Source organism: Caballeronia sp. LZ033, assembly GCF_031451265.1.
In the GTDB taxonomy this organism is placed as follows: domain Bacteria; phylum Pseudomonadota; class Gammaproteobacteria; order Burkholderiales; family Burkholderiaceae; genus Caballeronia.
Map to the genome: position 1 here is coordinate 511,558 of NZ_JARUXQ010000002.1, position 20,319 is coordinate 531,876.

Annotated in this window: 19 protein-coding genes; 13 read left to right on the forward strand and 6 right to left on the reverse strand. The window is 64.7% G+C overall.

Annotated features, from left to right (window positions below):
* Positions 1 to 77: 77 nt before the first annotated feature.
* The 5 genes from QCE62_RS17780 (at position 78) to QCE62_RS17800 (ending at position 4,259) form a co-directional block, all read left to right on the forward strand.
* Positions 78 to 410 carry a carboxymuconolactone decarboxylase family protein gene (locus QCE62_RS17780; protein ID WP_309791174.1) on the forward strand — a complete coding sequence of 111 codons (333 nt, stop codon included), beginning with the start codon at positions 78 to 80 and terminating at the stop codon, positions 408 to 410.
* A gap of 176 nt (positions 411 to 586) precedes the next feature.
* Complete coding sequence (locus QCE62_RS17785) at positions 587 to 994, forward strand: tripartite tricarboxylate transporter TctB family protein (protein WP_309922877.1); 408 nt, start codon at positions 587 to 589, stop codon at positions 992 to 994.
* Positions 995 to 997: 3 nt separating this feature from the next.
* The gene (locus QCE62_RS17790; protein WP_309921063.1) at positions 998 to 2,536 is read left to right on the forward strand and encodes a tripartite tricarboxylate transporter permease; all 1,539 of its coding nucleotides are present in this window, start codon (positions 998 to 1,000) and stop codon (positions 2,534 to 2,536) included.
* Between the two features lie 227 nt (positions 2,537 to 2,763).
* Positions 2,764 to 3,903 (forward strand): porin, encoded by a 1,140-nt coding sequence (locus QCE62_RS17795; RefSeq protein WP_404987383.1) that lies wholly within the window; start codon positions 2,764 to 2,766, stop codon positions 3,901 to 3,903.
* A gap of 104 nt (positions 3,904 to 4,007) precedes the next feature.
* Positions 4,008 to 4,259: a hypothetical protein gene (locus QCE62_RS17800; protein ID WP_309921068.1), complete on the forward strand. Its 252-nt coding sequence runs from the start codon at positions 4,008 to 4,010 to the stop codon at positions 4,257 to 4,259.
* A gap of 30 nt (positions 4,260 to 4,289) precedes the next feature.
* Here the strand turns inward: QCE62_RS17800 and QCE62_RS17805 are convergent, their stop codons facing one another.
* Genes QCE62_RS17805 through QCE62_RS17815 form a run of 3 tightly spaced genes read right to left on the reverse strand, consistent with a single transcriptional unit; the run spans position 4,290 to position 8,354 of the window.
* On the reverse strand, positions 4,290 to 5,738 hold the full coding sequence (locus QCE62_RS17805; RefSeq protein WP_309921073.1) for an NAD-dependent succinate-semialdehyde dehydrogenase: 1,449 nt from the start codon (positions 5,736 to 5,738) through the stop codon (positions 4,290 to 4,292).
* 15 nt (positions 5,739 to 5,753) lie between these two features.
* Complete coding sequence (locus QCE62_RS17810) at positions 5,754 to 7,136, reverse strand: MFS transporter (protein ID WP_309921076.1); 1,383 nt, start codon at positions 7,134 to 7,136, stop codon at positions 5,754 to 5,756.
* A 39-nt stretch (positions 7,137 to 7,175) separates the two neighbouring features.
* A complete protein-coding gene (locus QCE62_RS17815) occupies positions 7,176 to 8,354 on the reverse strand; it encodes a mandelate racemase/muconate lactonizing enzyme family protein (RefSeq protein ID WP_309921079.1) in 1,179 nt (392 codons plus the stop codon).
* A gap of 138 nt (positions 8,355 to 8,492) precedes the next feature.
* On the opposite strand from QCE62_RS17815, the gene QCE62_RS17820 reads away from it, so the two are divergent.
* Positions 8,493 to 10,130 (forward strand): GMC family oxidoreductase N-terminal domain-containing protein, encoded by a 1,638-nt coding sequence (locus QCE62_RS17820; protein WP_309921082.1) that lies wholly within the window; start codon positions 8,493 to 8,495, stop codon positions 10,128 to 10,130.
* 30 nt (positions 10,131 to 10,160) lie between these two features.
* Positions 10,161 to 10,904, forward strand: coding sequence for a GntR family transcriptional regulator (locus QCE62_RS17825; protein WP_309791185.1), 744 nt, complete (start codon positions 10,161 to 10,163; stop codon positions 10,902 to 10,904).
* Positions 10,905 to 10,919: 15 nt separating this feature from the next.
* Here the strand turns inward: QCE62_RS17825 and QCE62_RS17830 are convergent, their stop codons facing one another.
* The gene (locus QCE62_RS17830; RefSeq protein WP_309921086.1) at positions 10,920 to 11,675 is read right to left on the reverse strand and encodes a GntR family transcriptional regulator; all 756 of its coding nucleotides are present in this window, start codon (positions 11,673 to 11,675) and stop codon (positions 10,920 to 10,922) included.
* Between the two features lie 251 nt (positions 11,676 to 11,926).
* Between QCE62_RS17830 and QCE62_RS17835 the strand changes: the two genes are divergently transcribed.
* From QCE62_RS17835 to QCE62_RS17855, 5 genes are all read left to right on the forward strand, one after another.
* Complete coding sequence (locus QCE62_RS17835) at positions 11,927 to 12,196, forward strand: UxaA family hydrolase (RefSeq protein ID WP_309922880.1); 270 nt, start codon at positions 11,927 to 11,929, stop codon at positions 12,194 to 12,196.
* Between the two features lie 49 nt (positions 12,197 to 12,245).
* Positions 12,246 to 13,421 (forward strand): UxaA family hydrolase, encoded by a 1,176-nt coding sequence (locus tag QCE62_RS17840; RefSeq protein ID WP_309921090.1) that lies wholly within the window; start codon positions 12,246 to 12,248, stop codon positions 13,419 to 13,421.
* A 151-nt stretch (positions 13,422 to 13,572) separates the two neighbouring features.
* Positions 13,573 to 14,880, forward strand: coding sequence for a C4-dicarboxylate transporter DctA (gene dctA, locus QCE62_RS17845; protein ID WP_404987384.1), 1,308 nt, complete (start codon positions 13,573 to 13,575; stop codon positions 14,878 to 14,880).
* Positions 14,877 to 15,911 (forward strand): Ldh family oxidoreductase, encoded by a 1,035-nt coding sequence (locus tag QCE62_RS17850; protein ID WP_309921092.1) that lies wholly within the window; start codon positions 14,877 to 14,879, stop codon positions 15,909 to 15,911. The genes dctA and QCE62_RS17850 overlap by 4 nt, the downstream gene beginning before the upstream one ends.
* 107 nt (positions 15,912 to 16,018) lie before the next feature.
* Positions 16,019 to 17,290 (forward strand): cation:dicarboxylate symporter family transporter, encoded by a 1,272-nt coding sequence (locus QCE62_RS17855; protein WP_309921095.1) that lies wholly within the window; start codon positions 16,019 to 16,021, stop codon positions 17,288 to 17,290.
* Here the strand turns inward: QCE62_RS17855 and QCE62_RS17860 are convergent.
* Positions 17,287 to 18,009 (reverse strand): hypothetical protein, encoded by a 723-nt coding sequence (locus tag QCE62_RS17860; RefSeq protein ID WP_309921098.1) that lies wholly within the window; start codon positions 18,007 to 18,009, stop codon positions 17,287 to 17,289. The two genes, QCE62_RS17855 and QCE62_RS17860, sit on opposite strands and share 4 nt — an antisense overlap.
* Positions 18,010 to 18,026: 17 nt before the next feature.
* Entirely contained in the window at positions 18,027 to 18,863 is an 837-nt protein-coding gene (locus QCE62_RS17865) for an FCD domain-containing protein (RefSeq protein ID WP_309814420.1), read from the reverse strand.
* Between the two features lie 228 nt (positions 18,864 to 19,091).
* On the opposite strand from QCE62_RS17865, the gene QCE62_RS17870 reads away from it, so the two are divergent.
* On the forward strand, positions 19,092 to 20,300 hold the full coding sequence (locus QCE62_RS17870) for an ABC transporter substrate-binding protein (RefSeq protein ID WP_309921102.1): 1,209 nt from the start codon (positions 19,092 to 19,094) through the stop codon (positions 20,298 to 20,300).
* The last annotated feature ends 19 nt before the right edge of the window (positions 20,301 to 20,319 follow it).

The window sequence follows — 20,319 nt, forward strand, 5'->3', positions numbered from 1 at the left end:
GTCATCGTGATCGCGGCTCACCGCAGCGTGACCTGAATCGCACAATCCCTTCACCATAAGAAACCAGGAGCATCGAGATGACATCCCATTACTACGACAAGGAAGACAGCGCGCACCGCATGGGCATGGCCAAGGCCGCGCCGGAGGAGTTCAAGGCGTGGGCGAACCTGAACAACATCGTCGGCCGCGAAGACGGTGCGATTCCGCTGAAGTACCGCGAGCTGATCGCCATTGCCGTCGCGCACGCCACGGGCTGCCCGTACTGCATCGAATCGCACGCGAAGAAGGGCAAGGCCGCGGGCATGACGAAGGAAGAAATGAGCGAAGCCATCCTGCTGTCGGCGGCACTGTGCGCGGGCGCAGCCGCGGCGCACGGCGGCCTCGCCATGAAGTTCTTCGACGCTGCCTGAGAGCGGCGCGAAACCGGCATCGATCGGGACGCGCCAGCCGCGTTCCTGATCGATAGCCAGCGGGCGCGCACGGCGCGCAATGCCGTCGGCACAGACGGACATGAAAGGAGACAGACGTGGTTGAACAGCATCCGGCAGCGTCGACGCAGCGACGCGACTATTACGCGGGCGGGCTGATGATTCTGCTCGGCCTGGGCGCGATCTTCAAAGGCTCGAGCTACGACATCGGCAGCCTGCGCGAAATGGGGCCGGGCTTTTTCCCGGTGGCGGTCGGCGCGATCATGGCGCTGTCGGGGCTGGGCATCGCGCTGACCAGCGTGGCCGTCGAACCGGCCGGCGACAGGCAGAAGCCCGAATGGCGCGGCTGGATCTGCATTCTGCTCGGCATCGTTGCGTTCATCGTGCTCGGCAATCACGGCGGCCTCGTGCCCGCCACTTTCGCGACGGTGTTCATCGCCGCGCTCGGCGACCGCAAGAACAACCTGCGCGATGCCTTCCTGCTCGCGGCCGCCATGTGCGTGGTCGCGGTCGTGGTGTTCTGGTGGTTGCTGCAAGTGCAACTGCCGCTGTTCCAGTGGAGTTGAGCCATGATCGGACAATCGCTGGCTGATCTGTGGCATGGCTTCGGCGTCGCGCTGGAGATGCACAACCTGATGTGGTCGTTTGTCGGCGTGCTGGTCGGCAACCTGATCGGCGTGTTGCCCGGCATGGGCGCGCTCTCGGCCATTTCCATTCTTCTGCCGCTCACCTATTCGATGGGCCCGGTGCCCGCCGTGCTGATGCTGGCCGGCATCTTCTACGGCTCGCAGTATGGCGGCGCAATCGGCGCAATCCTGCTGAACCTGCCGTGCCATCCGCCGCATGCCGTCACCTGTCTCGACGGTTATCCGCTCGCCAAGCAGGGCCGCGGCGGGACCGCGCTTGGCATCACGATGGTGGCGTCGTTCTTCGCGGCGTCGTTCGGCATCATCGTGATGATCTTCGCTTCGCCGCTGCTCGTGCAGATGGCCTTCAAGTTCGGCCCGACCGAAATCTTCGCGATCATGCTGCTCGGCCTGCTGGCCGGCGCCACGATGAGCCGCGGCTCGGCGCTCAAGGGCGTGGCGATGACGTCCGTCGGACTGCTGGTGGGCGTGGCCGGCACCGATGTCAACACCGGCATCTCGCGCTTTACCTTCGGCATGGTGGAGCTGTCGGACAAGGTGGAGCTGGTGGCGCTCGCGCTGGGCATCTTCGGCGTGGCGGAGTTCCTGCGCAGCGTGAACCGCATCCAGGCGGTGGGCGGCAAGACCCGCATCCGTTTGCGCGACATGCGGCCGAGCCGCGCGGAGTTGCGCGAGGCGTTCTTCCCGCTGCTGCGCGGCACGTTCATCGGCACGCTGTTCGGCGCGATGCCCGGCACCGGCCCGACCATCACGACCTTCATCGCCTATACGCTGGAGCGCAAGGTATCGCGCAATCCGGAGAAGTTCGGCACGGGGATGATCGCGGGCGTCGCGAGTCCCGAAGCGGCCGCGCATTCGAAGACGCAGGTCGACTTCATCCCGACCATGAGTCTCGGCATTCCCGGCGACGCCACCATGGCGCTGATTCTCGGCGCGCTGCTGATTCACGGCATCCAGCCGGGCCCGCGTCTCATCACCGAACATGCCGATCTGTTCTGGGGGCTCATCGCGAGCTTCTGGATCGGCAACGTGCTGCTGGTGATCCTGAATGTGCCGCTGATCGGCGTGTGGGTGCGTCTGCTGCGCGTGCCGTATCGCTTCCTGTATCCGGCTGCGCTGTTCTTCATTGCGATCGGCGTGTACAGCACCAACAACAGCCTGTTCGAGATCGGCGAGGTGCTGGTGTTCGGCGTTGCGGGCGCGATCTTCGCGTCGCTCAAGTTCCCGGTGGCGCCGATCCTGCTCGGCTATGTACTCGGACCGATGGTGGAAGAGAACTTCCGCCGCGCGCTGCTGCTCTCGCGCGGCGACCTGCTGGTGTTTGTGGAGCATCCGATCAGCGCGGTGTTCATGGGCATCAGCGCCGTGCTGATTCTCGTGCAGGTGTGGCTCGGCATGCGCGCCATGCACCGTGAGCGCAGGCAGCGTCAGCAGACGGCGCAATTGCGCACGACGAGCTGACCTCTCCGGGCCGCGCCGCCGCGTCATGAGGCGGCGCCGGCCCTTGCCGCCCGATGCGTTGCGCATCGGGACGGATATTCCATCGCCATTCGAACGACCCGCGCCGGTTCCCGAACCGGTGTGCGCGCCGTCTCGTCTCGTCATCTCCCGATGACTTCCCTTTGCCCGCCCGGTCCCGCGCCGCGGCGAGGCGTTCTCTTGCCAACGACCACAACGGAGACACCTGGATGCACACCACAACGAACAATCGACGACCCACGGGGGCGCTGCGCATCACGGCAATGACAGGCGCGCTGCTCTGCGCCGCAGGCGCGCATGCGCAGAGCAGCGTGACGCTGTACGGGATCGTCGATGCAGGCGTGGAACACGTCAACAACACGTCGGCGGGCGGCGCGCAGACGCGCGTGGTGTCCGGCAATTCGTCGGGATCGCGCTGGGGGCTGAAGGGCGTCGAGGATCTCGGCGGCGGCGTCAAGGCCGTGTTCACGCTCGAAGACGGCTTCAACATCAACGACGGCGCAACGGCGCAATCCACCAAGGGTATCGGCGCGAACGCCGCGACCACGACGCGGCTGTTCGGCCGGCAGGCGTGGGTCGGCATCGCGATGAAAGGACAGCGCGTGACGCTGGGCCGCCAGAACACGCTGCTGTACGACCAGGCCATCGCCTTCGATCCGATGGCGGTGTCGTCGCGCTATTCGGCGCTGTCGGTGGACTACGCGATGTCGGCGCGCGCGGACAACTCGGTGAAGTATCTCGGCAGCTTCGGCGCGTTCAAGGCGGCGGCCATGTACAGCACGCGCTACGACACCGGCTACGGCGCCGAAGTCCCCGGCGCGCAACTGACGGGGCGCTACTTCGGCGGTTCGCTGACCTATGGCGCGGGACCGCTGGGCGCCAGCGTGTCGTACGAGCAGCGCAACAGCAATACGGTGACGACCAACACGGCCCGCGAGCGGCGCGCGACGGCCGCGCTGAGCTATGAGATCGGTGCGCTGAAGGCGTTCGCGGGCTATCGCTACTTGCAGGCGTCGCGCCAGTTCCTGCCCGCAAGCCCGATTGCGCTGGCGAACGGCTCCGATGCAAGCTCGGCGAACATGTACTGGCTGGGCGGCCGCTACGCCGTGACACCGGCGTTCTTCGTCAGCGCGGCGGGCTATCTGCAGGATGTGAATTCTTCGGATGCGGATCCGTGGCTGCTCGTGCTGCGCGCGGACTACGTGCTGTCCAAGCGCACGGATATCTACGCCACCGCCGGATATGCGCATAACGAAGGCAATTCGGCGCTCGGCGTGGGCGGTTACAAGACCGTTGCGGCGGGGTATGACCAGACGGGCTTTGTCATCGGGATGCGGCAGCGGTTCTGATGAAGGGCGGCGACACCCGGCACGCCAGGTGTCGCCGCAAGGAAACTGCGCGTTTCGCCGCTCGATGAAGCGCGCCAATATCGTGTGTCGAAGAGGGCGCGGACGTGCCGACCTTGATGCAGCAGCGCGAAGACGGAGTGCGGACCGAAGCGGCCAGACGCGCGAATCGGGACGACGCCGAGCTATGGCGCTGGTTCTGTCTGGCCTGTCAGGAAGGCCGCATTCGCTGGTGCCGTTCCAGTGAGGGCTGGCTCGTCAGCGTGAACCATCGGCACCTCGCCACCGAGCCCGATTTCGATGCCGCGATCCGGCAGGCTCACGCCAGACATCTGGCGCGAGCGGATCGCCTGGACTGAGAAGCCTCCGCTTCAAAGCGTCCCTTTCCACTAAGCCATCTGCGATACGAACTTCGTGACGAGATACGCTTCCATCGCTTCGGTGCCGCCTTCCGACCCGTAGCCGGATTCCTTCACGCCGCCGAACGGCGTTTCCGGCAGGCCGAGTCCGTGATGGTTCAGCGAGATCATGCCGCTTTCGATATCACGCGACAGCGCGGCGAGCGTGCCGGCCTCGCCGCTGTAAGCATACGCCGCCAGGCCCACGGGCAGGCGGTTCGCTTCCGCGATGACTTCATCGCAGGTGCGGAACGAGACGATCGGCGCGATGGGACCGAACGGTTCCTCGTTCATCACACGCGCCGCGAGCGGCACGCCGGTCAGCACGGTCGGCTCGAAGAAAAAGCCGCGCCTCTCCGGACGATGTCCGCCGAGCGCCAGCTTCGCGCCGTGGGCAAGGGCATCGGCTACCAGCCGCTCCATTGCTTCGACGCGCCGCGCATTCGCGAGCGGTCCCATCTGCACGCCTTCATGCAGACCGTCGCCGGTTTCGAGCGCACGCGCTGCCGCGACGAAATGCTGCGTGAAGGCCTCGCATGCCTTCTCTTCGACGAGAAAGCGCGTCGGCGAAATGCACACCTGTCCGGCGTTGCGGAACTTGGCGGCGGCGAGCAGCTTCGCCGCGCGCGGCAGGTCGGCGTCGGCGAAGACGATGGCCGGCGCATGACCGCCCAGTTCCATCGTCGCGCGCTTCATGTGCTGACCCGCCATCGACGCAAGCAACTTGCCGACCTGCGTCGACCCCGTGAACGAAATCTTCGCGACCGCGGGATGGGCGATCAGATAGCTCGACACGTCCGCCGGCACGCCGAAGACGAGATTGAGAACGCCTTCGGGCAAACCGGCATCGACAAAAGCCTGCACCAGCGCCGCGCAGCTCGCGGGCGTTTCCTCGGGTCCCTTGAGGATGATCGAGCAACCCGCCGCCAGCGCCGCCGATACCTTGCGCACCGCCTGGTTGAGCGGGAAATTCCACGGCGTGAAGGCGGCGACGATGCCCACCGGCTCGCGCGTGACGATCTGCGTTACGCCGCCGACGCGCGCCGGGATCACGCGGCCGTAGGTGCGGCGCGCTTCTTCCGCGAACCACTCGATGGTGTCAGCGGCGGCGAGCGTCTCCAGACGCGCTTCCGCGAGCGGCTTGCCTTGCTCCATCGTCATCGCCACGGCGATGGCTTCCGCCCGCGACCGCACGTTGTGCGCGGCCTGGCGCATCAGCTTGCTGCGTTCGAACGCGGCGGTCTTGCGCCAGACTGCGAAGCCGTGCTGCGCCGCGCGCACCGCGTCCTCCAGTTCCCGCTCTTCCGCGAGCACGACGCTGCCGATGATGTCCTCCGTCGCCGGATTGACGACCGGCCGCGAGCGACCGCCTGTGCACCAGGCGCCGCCAATGTGAAGCAGCGTGTCGGAATACGCGCGATTCGGTTGGTGTGCTGCCATGGCCTGAATGTCTCCTTAAGTACGCGACGCCGAAACTGCCTTGGGCGCCGCATGGGTGTCTTCGTAGATCGGATCCCAGTTGATCATCAGCGCGATCACGAGCCCGATGACCGGCACCACCGAGATGTACAGCAACGTAGTGGCCATGCCCGCCGACGCCATGATGATCGGAAACAGGAAGAAGCCGAAGATGCTGCCGCCGCGCGCCATGCCCTGGCCCCAGCCGGAGCCGAGCCCGCGCAGTTCGGTTGGGTAGGAGAGCGTTGCGAGCGTCATGCCCTGTCCCGGTCCGATCGAATGGCCGAAGATCATCGTGGCGAGCAGCAGCGCCATGACGTACGGGCTCAGATGCGCATGCATCGTGCCGAACAGGAGCAGGCTCAGCGCGACGATGCAGTAGCCGAGCATCGACATGCGCCGTACGCCGACTCTTCCCGAATACTTCGCGCCGAGCGCCGCGCCGATGATGCCGAACACGTTGAAGCACACGGCGCCGAGAATGGCGTTTTCCATGGAGTTGCCGAAGATGGCCTGCGACATCGACGGGATGTTGAAGCCCACCGAGAAGTATTCGATGGCCTGCGTGATGCACACAGCCGAAGCGAGAATGGTGCGCGGCAGATACTTGCCCTGGAACAGCGCTGACAGGCTCTGCTTCGCCTCGCGTTTCTCCGCGAAGCCCGACGGCTGCAGATCGACGCGAATGTTGTAGGTCTTCTCGAGAATCCTCGCGGCCTGGTCCAGCGGCAGGTTGTGCGCGGCCCAGCGCGGGCTTTCATCGGCGAAGAAGTAGCGCGCCAGCAGGATGATCAGCGCCGGAATCGCGCCGAAGCCAATCGCGAAGCGCCACAGATGATCGCCGAACATGGCGGTGTCGAATGGCAGGATAACGAGACCGCTGCACGATGCCGCGACGTACCACATGACCTGCCATGCGCCGACGCTTGCCGTCTTCGACTTCTTGTTGACGATCTCGGCGACATACGACAGCGCCACCGGAAAGTCGAGACCGACGCCGATGCCCATCAGCAGACGGAACGCCAGCAGCATTTCGAAGCTGGTCGAGAGCGCCGCGCCGATGGCCGCCACCACCAGCAGCGCCACGTTGATGATGAGAATCTTGAAGCGCCCGATCCGGTCGATGTAACGCCCGCCGACGATTCCGCCCAGACACGCGCCCAGCGCCATGATCGCGGTGATGAGGCCGACTTCCGCCGGCGTGAGATGGAACGCCTGCCGCAACTGCACGATGCCGACGCCCAGGCTCGCGAAGTCGTAGGCATCCACGAAGATGCCGCCGAGTGCGACCAGCGTGAGCAAGAGCGTGCGCTTGTCCGAAGGGTGCGCATCCACGAAGCGCTCAATGTCCTGCGCCGATTTGACGACCAACCTGTCCATGTCCTGTGTCTCCTGTCTGTCCACGTCTGATGTGTTTGTTTATGACGCTTGCTTGAACTGTGCCGCCAGTTCGTCGAGCGGCGGCACGAAACCGATGCCGGGTAATTCGCCGAGCGCCACGCGCCCGTCGTGTGGCTGGGCAATCGGCCCGCACAGCAAGGTGCGCAACGGATTGGGATTGGCGTCGACTTCGAGCATGCCGTCGCCGCCCGCCGCCGCCAGCAGGTGCGCCGAAGCCAGCAGCCCAAGGCCGCCGCCGAGATAGTGCGGACAGTAGCGCAGGCCCGCCGCGCGCGTCGCCTGGATCACCGGCCAGCAGCCGGAAACGCCGCCCCACTTGGCGGCGTCGGGCTGCACGACGTCGTAGGCGCGTTGCTCGATGTGCATCGCGAAGCTCTGCGCGTCAGCGAGATTCTCGCCGCCTGCAATCGGCACCGGCGATTGCTCGAGCAGCGCGCGCCATTCGGCCACCGGACGGTTGCAGCGCAGCGGCTCTTCAAGCCAGCCCAGATCGAACGGCGCAAAGGCATGCGCCATCTCGATCGCGGCAGGCAGGTCCCATGCCTGGTTGGCATCGACTTGCAGCGTGCAATGCTCGCCGATGATCTCGCGCAGGCGCGCCAGATTGCCCAGATCGCGCTCGCGCCCGAAACCGACCTTCAGCTTGAACGAGCGATAACCTTCAGCGGCTTTCTCGCGCACCAGCGCTTCCGCGCCAACCGGATTCAGGCCGCTGGCATACACCTCGATGTCGCCGGATGCGCCGCCGAGCAGACGCCACAGCGGCAACTGCGCCTTGCGGGCCCACAGATCCCACAGCGCCAGATCGAGGCCGGCGATGGCCTGCGCGAACGGTCCCGGCTCGCCGGATTGCAGCGCGAGGACTTCGGTGCGCTGCGTGAGCATGTGGAAGGTATCGACGGGATGCACGACCGGATGCTCGACGAGCATCGGCGCGAACACGGACTCCACCAGACGCGCCCGATGCTCCGCGCCCACCGACGGGAAATTGCACCAGACTTCGCCGAAACCCTGAACACCGTCCGAATCCGTGATGCGCACGAACACGGCGGGGCGGTCCGTCATCGTGCCGAAGGAGGTGCGCACCGGCGTCGCAATCGGGGCGCGGAACACGAACGCTTCCACCCGCGCGATGCTCACCGGCTCGATGCCATGCGGATCCAGCCGTGGAAACGCTCCGCGTCGCGTTTCGGTCATTGCCTGCCTCCTGATGATTTTTCAAGTTAGAAAGTATGGTTTATAGTACTACCATGTTTTAGAATTTTGCAATCGGTATCGATGCGGGCTTTCCCGCAAGGGCCACCGGTTCACAATCAGAGCAACAGGAGACACGCCATGCAGAACAAACAGGACGCTTATGACTATGTGATCGTCGGCGCGGGATCGGCGGGATGCGTATTGGCCAACCGGCTGTCCGCGGATCCGGCGTGCCGGGTATTGCTGCTGGAGGCCGGCGGGCATGACCGTCACTTCTGGCTGAAGCTGCCGGTCGGTTACTTCCGGAGCATCTACGACACGCGCTTTTCCTGGCAATTCGCAGTCGAGCCGGAAGCCACCACGGGCATGCGGCCCATCGTCTGGCCGCGCGGGCGCGTGCTCGGCGGATCCAGCGCGATCAACGGCTTGCTGTATATCCGTGGACAGCGCGCCGATTACGACGACTGGGACGCGCTCGGCGCACACGGCTGGTCGTATCGCGACGTGCTGCCATTATTCAAGCGCTCGGAGAAGTACGCGGGCGGCGAGACGGTATATCACGGCGCCTCGGGCGAGCTGGGGGTCTCGGACCTGCGCAACGATCATCCCTACTGCGACGCATGGCTGCGTGCGGGCGAGGAAGCAGGCTTTTCGCGCACGCAAGACTTCAACGGCGAGAAGGATGACGGGCTCGGGCCGTATCAACTGACCATCGCGGGACATTGGCGCTGCAGCGCGGCGACGGCGTTTTTGCATCCGGTCCGGCAGCGCCCGAATCTCACCGTGAAGACGGGCGTGCATGTGACGCGCGTGCTCTTCGAAGGCGACGATGCAGTGGGCGTCGAATATGTGCTCGACGGCGTCGCGCATCAGGCGCGCGCGAGTCAGGAGACGCTGCTCGCGGCGGGCGCGCTGCAATCGCCGCAACTGCTGCAACTGTCGGGTATCGGCGATGCGGCGCTGCTCCGACAGCATGGCATCGGCGCGCGCGTGCATGCGCCCGAAGTCGGACGCAATCTGCGCGATCACTATCAGGCGCGCGTCATCGTCAAGCTCAAGCACCGCATGTCCCTGAACGACGACGTGCGCAATCCGTTCAAGCTCGCGGGCATGGGCGCGCAGTGGTTATTCGGCAAGCGCGGCCCGTTGACGGTCGGCGCGGGGCAGGTGGGCGGGCTCGTCGCGACCGAGCATGCCGAACGCGGCCGTCCCGATGTCCTGTTCAACGTGATGCCGCTTTCGGTCGACAAGCCTGGCGACCCGCTGCACGGCTTCTCGGGATTCTCCGCTTCGGCGACCCAATGCCGCCCGGAATCGTCGGGCACCGTCGGTTTGCGCAGCGGCGATCCGTTCGCGCCGCCGCTCATCCACGCAAACTATCTGCGCGAGACGAAGGACGTGAAGACGCTCGTGGCGGGGTTGAAGATTTTGCGCGAGATCTACGATCAGCCGACCTTCCGTTCGCTCGTGACCGGCGAGGAACATCTGCCGGGCGCGGGTCTGCGCGGCGACGCGGAACTGGAGGCGTTTGCGCGGCAGAAGGGCGGCACGGTGTTCCATCCGGTCGGCACCTGCCGCATGGGTTCCGACGACCGGTCAGTCGTCGATGCCGAACTGCGTGTGCGTGGCGTGAACCGGCTGCGTGTGATCGATGCGTCGGTGATGCCCAACATGATCTCGACCAATACGAACGCGGCCGCGATCATGATCGGCGAGAAGGGCGCGGCGCTCGTACAGGGACGCATCGCGGCGCCCGCGCTTGCCGAGGCACTATAGTAGAGGCTCTATAGTCCAGACATGCTGACAATGACACGTGCCTCGCTGGCCAGTCCCATTCCGCTGTACCTTCAGATCGCCGATGCGCTGCGCGACCGCATCGCGCGCGGCGTCTGGCAGCAGGGGCAACTGATCCCGACGCTCGAACAGATCGCCGACGAGTTCGATGTCGCGCGCGTGACCGCGCGGCAGGCCGTGCAGATGTTGATGACCGAAGGCGCGCTGACGCCGCAGCGCGGACGCGGCACGTTCGTGTCGGCGGCAGCGCCCTCCATCAAGCCGGTGCAGGTCGTGACCAACCTGCAGGAACTCGCGGAGATGTACCGTTCGACCACGCCGGAGCTGCTCACGGTGGACGAGAACAGCCGCGCGCCGGCGGTGGGCGCTTCGCTCGGCGCGCTCGCGCCCGCGTACACGCACATGAAGCGCGTGCATTCCACAGAGGGGGCGCCGTACTGCGTCATCTCGCTCTATCTGGACGAGCGCATTTTCTCCAAGTCACCCGAGCGCTTTCGCTCGCAAACGGTCATTCCGCTGCTGATGGATCTGAAGCCGTGTCCCATTGCGAAGGCGCATCAGACCCTGACGATCGGGAGCGCCGACGCGGAAACCGCGCGGCTGTTGCGCGTGCCTGCTGAATCGCCCATTGCGCGCGTGGAGCGCGTGTTCAATGACCGTGACGGCGTGGTGATCTATTACGCCGATGTCGTCTATCGCGGCGACGTGGTGCGCCTCGAGATGGATCTGGGCGGAACGCTCGTCAAGAAGAAGTGACGGGCCCCCGTCCGATCAACTCTCCCCATTCCGCGCCCCTCCCGCCAGATACTCGTACTCGTCCGTGTTGATGTGCGTGATCCGATACTCAACCGGCTTCTGGTTGATCGAGTAGGCCACGCGCTCCACTTCCAGCACGGGCGCGCCCGCTTCGAGTTCGAGCAGCTTGCCTTCCAGCTCGCTCGCGCGCGCGACCCGCAGGCGTTCATCCGTGCTGGTCACGTTGATGCCGAACGCATCCTGATAGAAGTTGTAGAGCGTGTTCGGCCGTTCGCGCAACATGCTTTCGGTCAGGCCGGGGAACTTGGTTTCCGGCAGCATGACCGTGTCCACCACCACGACCTTGTCATGCAGCGCGAGCGCGTTCGTGAACACGAACAGCCGCGTCCCTTCGGCGATGCCCAGCCGCGCGGCCACCGCCGGCGGCGTCTTCGCGCGCTTGAAGTTGACCAGCGTCACCACGGGATAGGCGCGGTCGCCATCGCGCCGCGCCACGCGGAAATAGCGGAAGAAATGCCGGTCACGCCGATGCTGCGCGACGAAGGTGCCCAGCCCTTGATGCCGGATCAGGATGTTCTCGGCGCATAGCTCGTCGATTGCCTTGCGCAAGGTGCCGATCGACACGCCGAAGCGCTCCGCCAGCTTCTTCTCGGATGGAATCACCTCGCCGCCTTTCCATTCCTGTGCGGTGAGCGCGGCCAGCATTGCTTCCTTGACTTCCTTGTACCGCGTACCGCCCGGACCGACCGGCATGCCCATGACCGTGCTCATCGCGCCTCCCTCGACCTTCTCCTGAACTGTCCGCGTATTGTAACCCGCGTCTCCAGAAACATGTAACACATATAGATGACCTAGTTGACATGGATGACATCGACGCCTACCATGCATCTCAACGAACGGCGCGGGGCATCCCGGGCAGGCCATCGGAACATCACCAACAGGAGGAGCACATGAGTCACGCAGCAGCGGGAGCAAGCAGTGCAACCCAGGCGGAAGCGGGTGAGCGCAGGACCATTCATATCGTGCTGCACGAAGCCAAGGACACGGTGGGCGTCGCGGTGGTCGAAGGCATCAAGGCCGGATCGCAGTTGAACGCGTGGATGATGGACGAGGACGAGATCGTCACGGTGCCCGCGAAGCAGGACATTCCCATCGGTCACAAGGTCGCGCTGAAGGACATGAAAGTGGGCGACACGGTGTTCAAGTACGGCGTGGACATCGGCAAGGTGGTCGCGCCCATCTCGGCGGGCGAGCACGCGCACGTGCACAACATCAAGACGAAGCGCTGGTAAGCCGTCGCGCTGCATCGGACCCTTCACCCCACATCGAGAGAGAGACACCATGAGCGCGATTCAACTGGATACCACTTTCCGCGGCTATCGCCGGGACAACGGCCGCGTCGGCGTGCGCAACCACGTCATCATCCTGCCCGTGGACGACCTGTCCAATGCCGCCGCCCAGGCGGTCGAAGCGGCCATCAAGGGCACCATGGCCATTCCGCATCCCTACGGCCGCCTCCAGTTCGGCGCCGACCTCGACCTGCACTTCCGCACGCTGATCGGCGCGGGCTCCAATCCGAATGTCGCGGCGGTGGTGGTGATCGGCATCGAGGAGGGCTGGACCAAGCGCGTCGTGGACGGCATTGCGAAGTCGGGCAAGCCGGTGATGGGCTTCGGCATCGAACTGCATGGCGATCACGACACCATCATGCGTGCCTCGAAGGCCGCGAAAGAAATGGTCCAGTACGCCACCGCGCTCGAACGCGAGGAATGCCCGATCAGCGAACTGTGGGTCTCCACGAAGTGCGGCGAATCCGACACGACGTCGGGCTGCGGCGCGAATCCCACGGTCGGCAATGCGTTCGACAAGCTCTACGGCCTCGGCAATACGCTGGTGTTCGGCGAGACCTCGGAACTGACGGGCGGCGAGCAGATCGTCGCGGCGCGCTGCGCGAATGACGGCGTGCGCGAGCGCTTCCAGTTCATGTTCGACCGCTATCAGGACATGATCAACCGCTGGAAGACCGACGACCTCTCCGAGTCGCAGCCGACCAAGGGCAACATCGCGGGTGGCCTGACGACCATCGAAGAAAAGGCGCTCGGCAACATCCAGAAGATCGGCAAGAAGTGCATGGTGGACGGCGTGCTCGACAAGGCCGAAGAGCCGACGCATTCGGGCCTGTGGTTCATGGATTCGTCGTCGGCGGCGGCGGAGATGGTGACGCTGTGCGCGGCATCGGGCTTCGCGGTGCATTTCTTCCCGACGGGGCAAGGCAACGTGATCGGCAATGCCATCGTGCCCGTCATCAAGATCTGCGCGAACCCCCGCACGGTACGCACGATGGGTGAACACATCGACGTGGATGTCTCCGGGATCCTGCAACGCGAGCAGAACCTCGACCAGACCGGCGACAAGCTCCTCGAATGCATGCTTGCCACCGCGAACGGCCGCTGGACCGCTGCGGAGACGCTCGGTCATCGCGAGTTCGTGCTGACGCGTCTGTTCGAAAGCGCATGACGTTGCGGTAGTTTCAGAAGCAAGGATTGCAGAGGCATACAGAAGTCCCCGCCCGATGCGCCCGGCGGTCCGGCAAGCCGTCACAGAAACGGCCCGGACCGCGGCGGCGCGCATCGCAAGTCATCTGACAGCAAGTGGAGGAGACACCATCTTGCGCGTGCTCAAGCATCTCTATGTCCAGGTCCTGATCGGCCTGGCAGCCGGCATTCTCGTCGGCTATTTCGCGCCGACGCTCGGCGTGCAGTTCAAGCCGCTGGGCGACACCTTCATCCGCCTCATCAAGATGCTCATCACGCTGCTGATCTTCTGCACGGTGTCCGTGGGTATCGCGCGCATGGAGAGCCTCAAGCAGGTGGGACGCGTCGGCTTCAAGACCATCCTGTACTTCGAAGTGGTCACGACCATCGCACTGGTCATCGGTCTCGTGGTCGCGAACGTGGTGCATCCGGGCGCGGGTCTCGACATCGATCCGAAGACGCTCGATCCCGGCGCGGTCTCGCACTTCGTCACCGAAGTGCACACCGCCGAGCACAAGAGCCTGCTCGAAGAACTCGTGCCGAACTCGGTGGTCGGCGCGTTCGCGCGCGGCGATCTGTTGCAGGTGCTGCTGTTTTCGGTGCTGTTCGGCGTGGCGCTCTCGCTGATGGCCGAACGCAGCAAGTTCCTGGCGCAGGCGATCGAGCAACTGGGCGATGCGTTGATGCGCATCGTCGAGATGATCATGCGTCTGGCGCCGCTTGGCGCGTTCGGCGCCATCGCGTTCACGGTGGGCAAGTACGGCATCGGCACCTTGCAGCAACTCGGCCTGCTGATCCTGTGCTTCTACGTGACGAGCATCCTGTTCGTCGTGCTCGTGCTGGGCACCGCGTGCCGCTGGGCGGGCGTGAGCCTGTGGCCGCTGCTGCGCTATCTGCGCGAGGAATTGCTGATCGTGCTGGGCACCTCCACGACGGAATCCGTGCTGCCGCGGCTGATGGAGAAGCTCGAACGGCTCGGCTGTCCGAAGTCGGTGGTGGGTCTCGTGCTGCCCACGGGCTATTCGTTTAACCTCGACGGCGCCGCCATCTATCTGACGATGACCTCGCTGTTCATCGCGCAGGCCACCAACACGCATCTCTCGCTGATGCAGCAACTCGGCTTGCTGGCGATCCTGCTGCTGACGTCGAAGGGCGGCGCGGGCGTGGCGGGCGCGGCGCTGGTCGCGCTGACCGCTACGCTCTCCTCGCACAACATCATTCCGGTGGCGGGCATTACGCTGATCATCGGGATCGATCGCGTGCTCAACGAGATCCGCGCGCTCGTCAACATGATCGGCAATGCGGTGGCGACGCTGGTGGTCGCGCGCTGGGAAGGCGTGTTCGATGTCGAAACCGCGCGTGCGATACTCGCGGACCCGCGCGCGGCCCTCCAGGAGGACACGCGCATGTTGATCGAACCCGCGCAGGATCTGCAGAAATGACCGCATCAGAAGACATCACGCTCGCTCCCGACACACTGCACGCACTCGCGCGCCGCGCCTTGCTGGCGGCGGGCGCCACCGCATCGGCTGCGGAAGCCACGGCAAAGGCGCTCGTCTATGCCGATGCGCGCGGTCTGTCCTCACATGGCGTCGCACGCCTGCCGATGTACCTCGCGCAACTGCGCAACGGCCGCGTGGATGCGGCGGCGGTGCCGTCCATCGTGCGCGACCGGGGCGCGGCGTTTCTCGTCGACGCCGCCGATGGCCTCGCCTTCGATGCCTGCGCACTTGCCATCGCGACCGGCATCGAACGCGCCCGCACTTTCGGCACGGCGACGGCAAGCGTCACGCGCAGTCATCACTTCGGCGCGGGCGCGTATCACCTCGAAGCGGTGGGGCAGGCGGGACTCGTCGGTCTCGCGTTCAGCAATGCGCCGGGTTCCATGCCTGTATGGGGCGGCAAGCGCGCGCTGCTCGGCACCAATCCGATTGCCGCCGTGTTTCCGCGTGCACAGGCCGAGCCGTTGATGATCGACCTTTCGCTGTCGCAGGTGGCGCGCGGCAAGATCATGGTCGCGGCCCGCGACGGCAAGCCCATTCCGGAAGGCTGGGCCACCACCGCCGATGGCGCGCCGACCACCGACGCTCACGCCGCGCTCGGCGGCATGATGCTGCCCTTCGGCGGCGCGAAGGGCGCCGTGCTGGCGCTGATGGTGGAACTGCTGGCGGCGGCGTTGTCGGGCGCGCAGTTCGGTTCGGAGGCGGGATCGTTCCTGACCGAAGAGGGTCCGCGCTCGGGCGTGGGCCATCTGTTCTGGCTGCTCGATCCGGATGCGCTGGCGGGCTCGCGGGTCTATCAGGAGCGCATCGAGACGCTGATCGAACTGATGCTCGCGGATGACGACGTGCGTCTGCCGGGTTATCGGCGGCATGAGATTGCGGCGGCCAGCGAGCGCTCGGGCATCGTGCTGAACCGCAAGCTGTTCGAGCAACTCAGCGCACTGGCGAACGATAACGCTGACGCGCTCTGATATCCGCTCCGCATAAAAAATTCTTATCAGTAAAAGGCAACACACCGCACGAACACCTTCCCTCGCGATACCCGAACAGGCGCCTTCAAGACGCCCCGGAGACAAGCATGCGCAAGATCTTTCGTCAGATTTACGTGCAGGTTCTCATCGCAATCGTCGCCGGCGCGTTGCTCGGCCATTACTTCCCGCATGCGGGGCAGAGCGTGGCGCCGCTGAGCACGGCGTTCATCAAGCTGGTGAAGATGGTGACCGCGCCGCTGATCTTCGTGACCATCGTGCTCGGCGCGAAGGAGATGGGCGGTGCGGGCGCGCTCGGGCGGATCGGCGGGAAGTCGATCATCCTGTTCGAACTCACGACGACCCTTGCGCTGCTGTTCGGGCTCTGGGCAGTCAATACGATCCAGCCGGGTGCAGGCCTGAACCTGACGCCCAGTTCCATCGACGCGAGCGTGCTCAACGGCTATGAACACTCGATGCATGCATCGGGCGGCATCATGGGCTTCCTGCTGGGCATCATTCCGGACAGTGCGGTATCGGCATTCGCAAACGCCGACATGCTCCAGGTCGTGCTGTTCTCGACGCTCTTCGCGATCGGCCTGTCGCATGCGGGCAAGACCGGCGAGACGGCCTACAAGTTCTTCGAAGGCGTCGGCAGTGCGCTGTTCGGCATCGTGCGCATCGTGATGCGGCTTGCGCCCATCGGTGCGTTCGGCGCGATGGCGTATGCGGTGGGCAAGTTCGGCTTCGGCACGATGAACTCGCTGCTGATGCTGCTCGTCACCGTGTATGTCGCGACGCTCGCGTATATCGTGCTGATTCTCGGCGGCATCTGCCTGATGTGCGACGTGAGTCTCTGGCGTCTGCTCAAATACATTCGCGGCGAGATCCTGCTGGTGATCGCGACGGTGTCATCGGAAGCCGCGTTCCCGCAGCTCGTGAAGAAGCTCGAAGCGCTGGGCTGTCCGACTGGCGTGGTCGGCATCGTCATGCCGATGGGCTACACCTTCAATCTCGCCGGAACCTGCGTCGCGCAGGTGATCTGCGCGGTATTCATTGCACAGGCATTCGGCATTCAATTATCCGTGGCGGAACAGGCGGTGCTGGTGGGCATCTCGATGCTGACCTCGCGCGGCATGGCGGGCGTGGCCGGCGCGAGCTTCATCTGCCTGCTCGCGACGCTTGCCGCGTTCAAGCACATTCCGATTGAAGGCGCGGCGATCGTGCTGGGCGTCGATCGCTTCATCGCGGAGATTCGCGCGACGACCAACATGATCGGCAATGCAGTGGCGACGGTGGCGGTCGCGCACTGGGAGCGTCAGCGCGATGACGTGTGCATGCGCGAGACGCTTGGGATGCGGCCGAAGGCGGTGACGCGTTAGCCGGGCTGGCCGACTGGCTTCCAACTCCCTGTCTCCGGACACAAGCTGGCAGGCGCACCATCCACCCACACTTGTTCGTCATCGAGTTGGAGGGCGGTGGCGGGGGCTGTATCGAAGGCCACGTTCAGGGCTTGCGCGATACGTGCATCTTCGACGGGAAGCTCCCAGGTCAGGAACACTTGGGTGAGGTCCTGATCCGGCGCGAAGTCCGCTTCGCAGAAGCCGCTGCTGCCACGCGGGATGACCGCATGCGGCTGCCCCGTATCGAAGATCATGGCGGTTCCGCGCACCAATGGAATGCGCTGGCCCGTGAGCGGGAAATGCACATCCAGTCCCTTGTCCTCGCTCAGGAACAGATTGCAGAACGCCGCGCCGCCGTACTGCGCGCCGTCATGGTGATAGCGTGCGCCACGGCATGCCATCAGCGCCACGTCGCTCGAAGCCAGCGCACCGGGCAATCCGAGCGCATCCGTCCACGCAACCATGGCCTGCACGCAGTGGCGATAATCCGGCCAGCGCGCCTGGGTGCGCGCGAGGGACATCGGTTCGACGTCGCCGGCTTCCAGATCCAGTTGGGACGTTATCTCCCGTTGCCAGTCCGCGAGCACGCGCGCCGAAGGCGCGGGCACGTCGAGCGTATCCGACAGCACGATGCGGCTGACCGAGCGGCTGCGCAACGTGTCGCCGCTCCAGAAGAAGGAAGTCAGTTCGCCAGGCACGGCATGTCGCTCCTGGATCACTCGCTGCGCGCACGCATGCGCTTGCGGATTTCGGAATCGAGAATCAGCCGCCCGCGCAGCTTGCCCTTCATGCGCTTCACGTATCGCGGCGCTTCCGTCATGTGAATCACCATCAGCTCGCGGACCTTTTCGGCGTCCCGCGCGCGCGCCGCTTCGGTGATCGCCTTATGAATCTTCACGTTGGCGCGCCCGAAGCGTTCATGTTCGGCCTGCGGCGTATCGTTCCGGTATTCGATCAACTGGCGGATCATCTCGTTGATCAGCTCGCAACTGAAGCGCAGGAACGGATTCGGATTCGCGGCGGCGAGGATGTCGTGGAAGTTCACGTCTTCCTGACGCTGCCTGACGATATCCTTTCCCGCCAGCGCCGACGACGGCTCGTCGCAACAGGCGATATTGCTTTCGAGCGCCGCGAAGTCTTCTTCGGTGAGATGCGGCACCGCACCGGCCGCCAGTTCGGGTTCGAGCAACTGGCGCACGGTGTAGATGTCGTCGATGGTCACGTCCTTGAAGAACAGATAGTTCTGCAGCAACTGCAAGGTGCGGTCGAGCGGCACCTCGACGATGGTCCCGCCGCCCGACGGCCCCGTCGTCACCTTGATGAGCCCTTGCACTTCGAGCGACTTGAGCGCCTCGCGAATCGTGCTCTTGCTCACCGTGAAGAGCTGCTGCAATTCCACTTCGCGCGGCAGCTTGTCGCCGGGCTTCAGGTCCTTCTCCGTGATCAGCCGCTTGATTTCCTCGGCGACCAGGTCCGCGCGCTTGGGCTGCTTGATCGATTGCCGCGCGAGCTCGATTCCCGCGCCGGCGCGCTTGGCACGCTCCATCACCATTCCTTGCTCCTCTCGACTCGCCGGCCGTTCAACCTGTCCAGGGCACCTACATTCGCATGCGCTTTCGCGCAGACCGGAATATTGCCTTATTGACACCCGAATTTATTGTTCCTAGCATCAGCTTCATCCTATTTATCATGATAAATAGGATGAAGCCAGCCGATGCCTGAACGTATCACGAAAAAAAGCGCGGCGGTCGCGAAGGTCATCTCTCAAGGAGCGTCAATTTTGAATCGCCGAAACATGTTGAAGCTGGCCGCGCTGACGGCCATTCCTGGATCGTTCGAAGCGCTCGTATCAAGAAGCGCGCTGGCGCAGGGGTCGCCGCTCCAGTTCGCCTGTCCGGTGCCGATGTCCGGCCCCTTCGCGGCCAACGGCAAGTACGCCGACCTCGGCATGAAGCTCGCCATCGAACAATATGGCAAGGTGCTCGGCCAGCCGCTCGCCTACACGACGCTCGATACCGAGGGAAAACCCGCAACCGCGGTGCGGCGCGTTCAGGAAATCGCGCAGCAGAAGAACGCGCATTTCTTCGCGGGCGGCATTCTCTCGTCCGAGGCGCTCGCCATGGGCAAGGAAGCCGAGAAGGCCGGCGGCATCTTCATCACGACGGCGGGCGCGGACGAACTCACCGGCAAGGACTGCAACAGCGCCACCTTCCGCTGGTCCGTGCCGACCTTCGGCGCCATCGAACAGACCGTGCGGCCGCTGATCCAGACGATGCCCAACGCGAAGCGCTGGTACACGATCACGCCGCAATACGTGTTCGGCGACGGCCTCTTGTCCGCCGCGAAGAACATCTTCAAGGAAAAGGGCATCGAGCACGTGGGCAACAGCTATCACTCGCTCAACGAAAAGGAGTTCAGCGGCTATCTGACGAACGCCGTTGCGGCCAAGCCCGATGTGCTGCTGATCCTGAACTTCGGCTCGCAATCGTCGGATACGCTGCGGCAGGCCGTGAGCTTCGGCATGAAGAACAACTGCACGATCCTGATGGCGTGGGCATCGGGCCTCGAACAGTTCGAAGCGCTCGGCCCGGACATCTGCGAAGGCGTGTACTTCGGCGCACAGTACTGGCATGCGATCGACTCGCCGCTGAATCATGACCTCGTCAAGCGCGTGAACGCGGCTTACAAGTCGAACCCGAACTACAGCCTCGCCGGCTCGTATATCTGCACGAAGATCCTGCTGGACGGCATCGTGAAGGCGGGCAGTGCGGATCCGAAGAAGGTGATCGCGGCGCTCGAAGGGATGAAGTACGCCGGGCTGACGGGTCCCGAAGAGATCCGCGCGGGCGACCATCAGGTGTTGAAGAACTACTATCTTCTGAAGGGCAAGGCCAAGGGCAAGATGAAGGACAAGGACGATTACGCGGATATCGTCAGCTCCGGCCAGTCGTTCCTGCCGCTCGACAAGACGCAGTGCAAGCTCGCGTAAGGCGCGTGGCGTGTGTGTC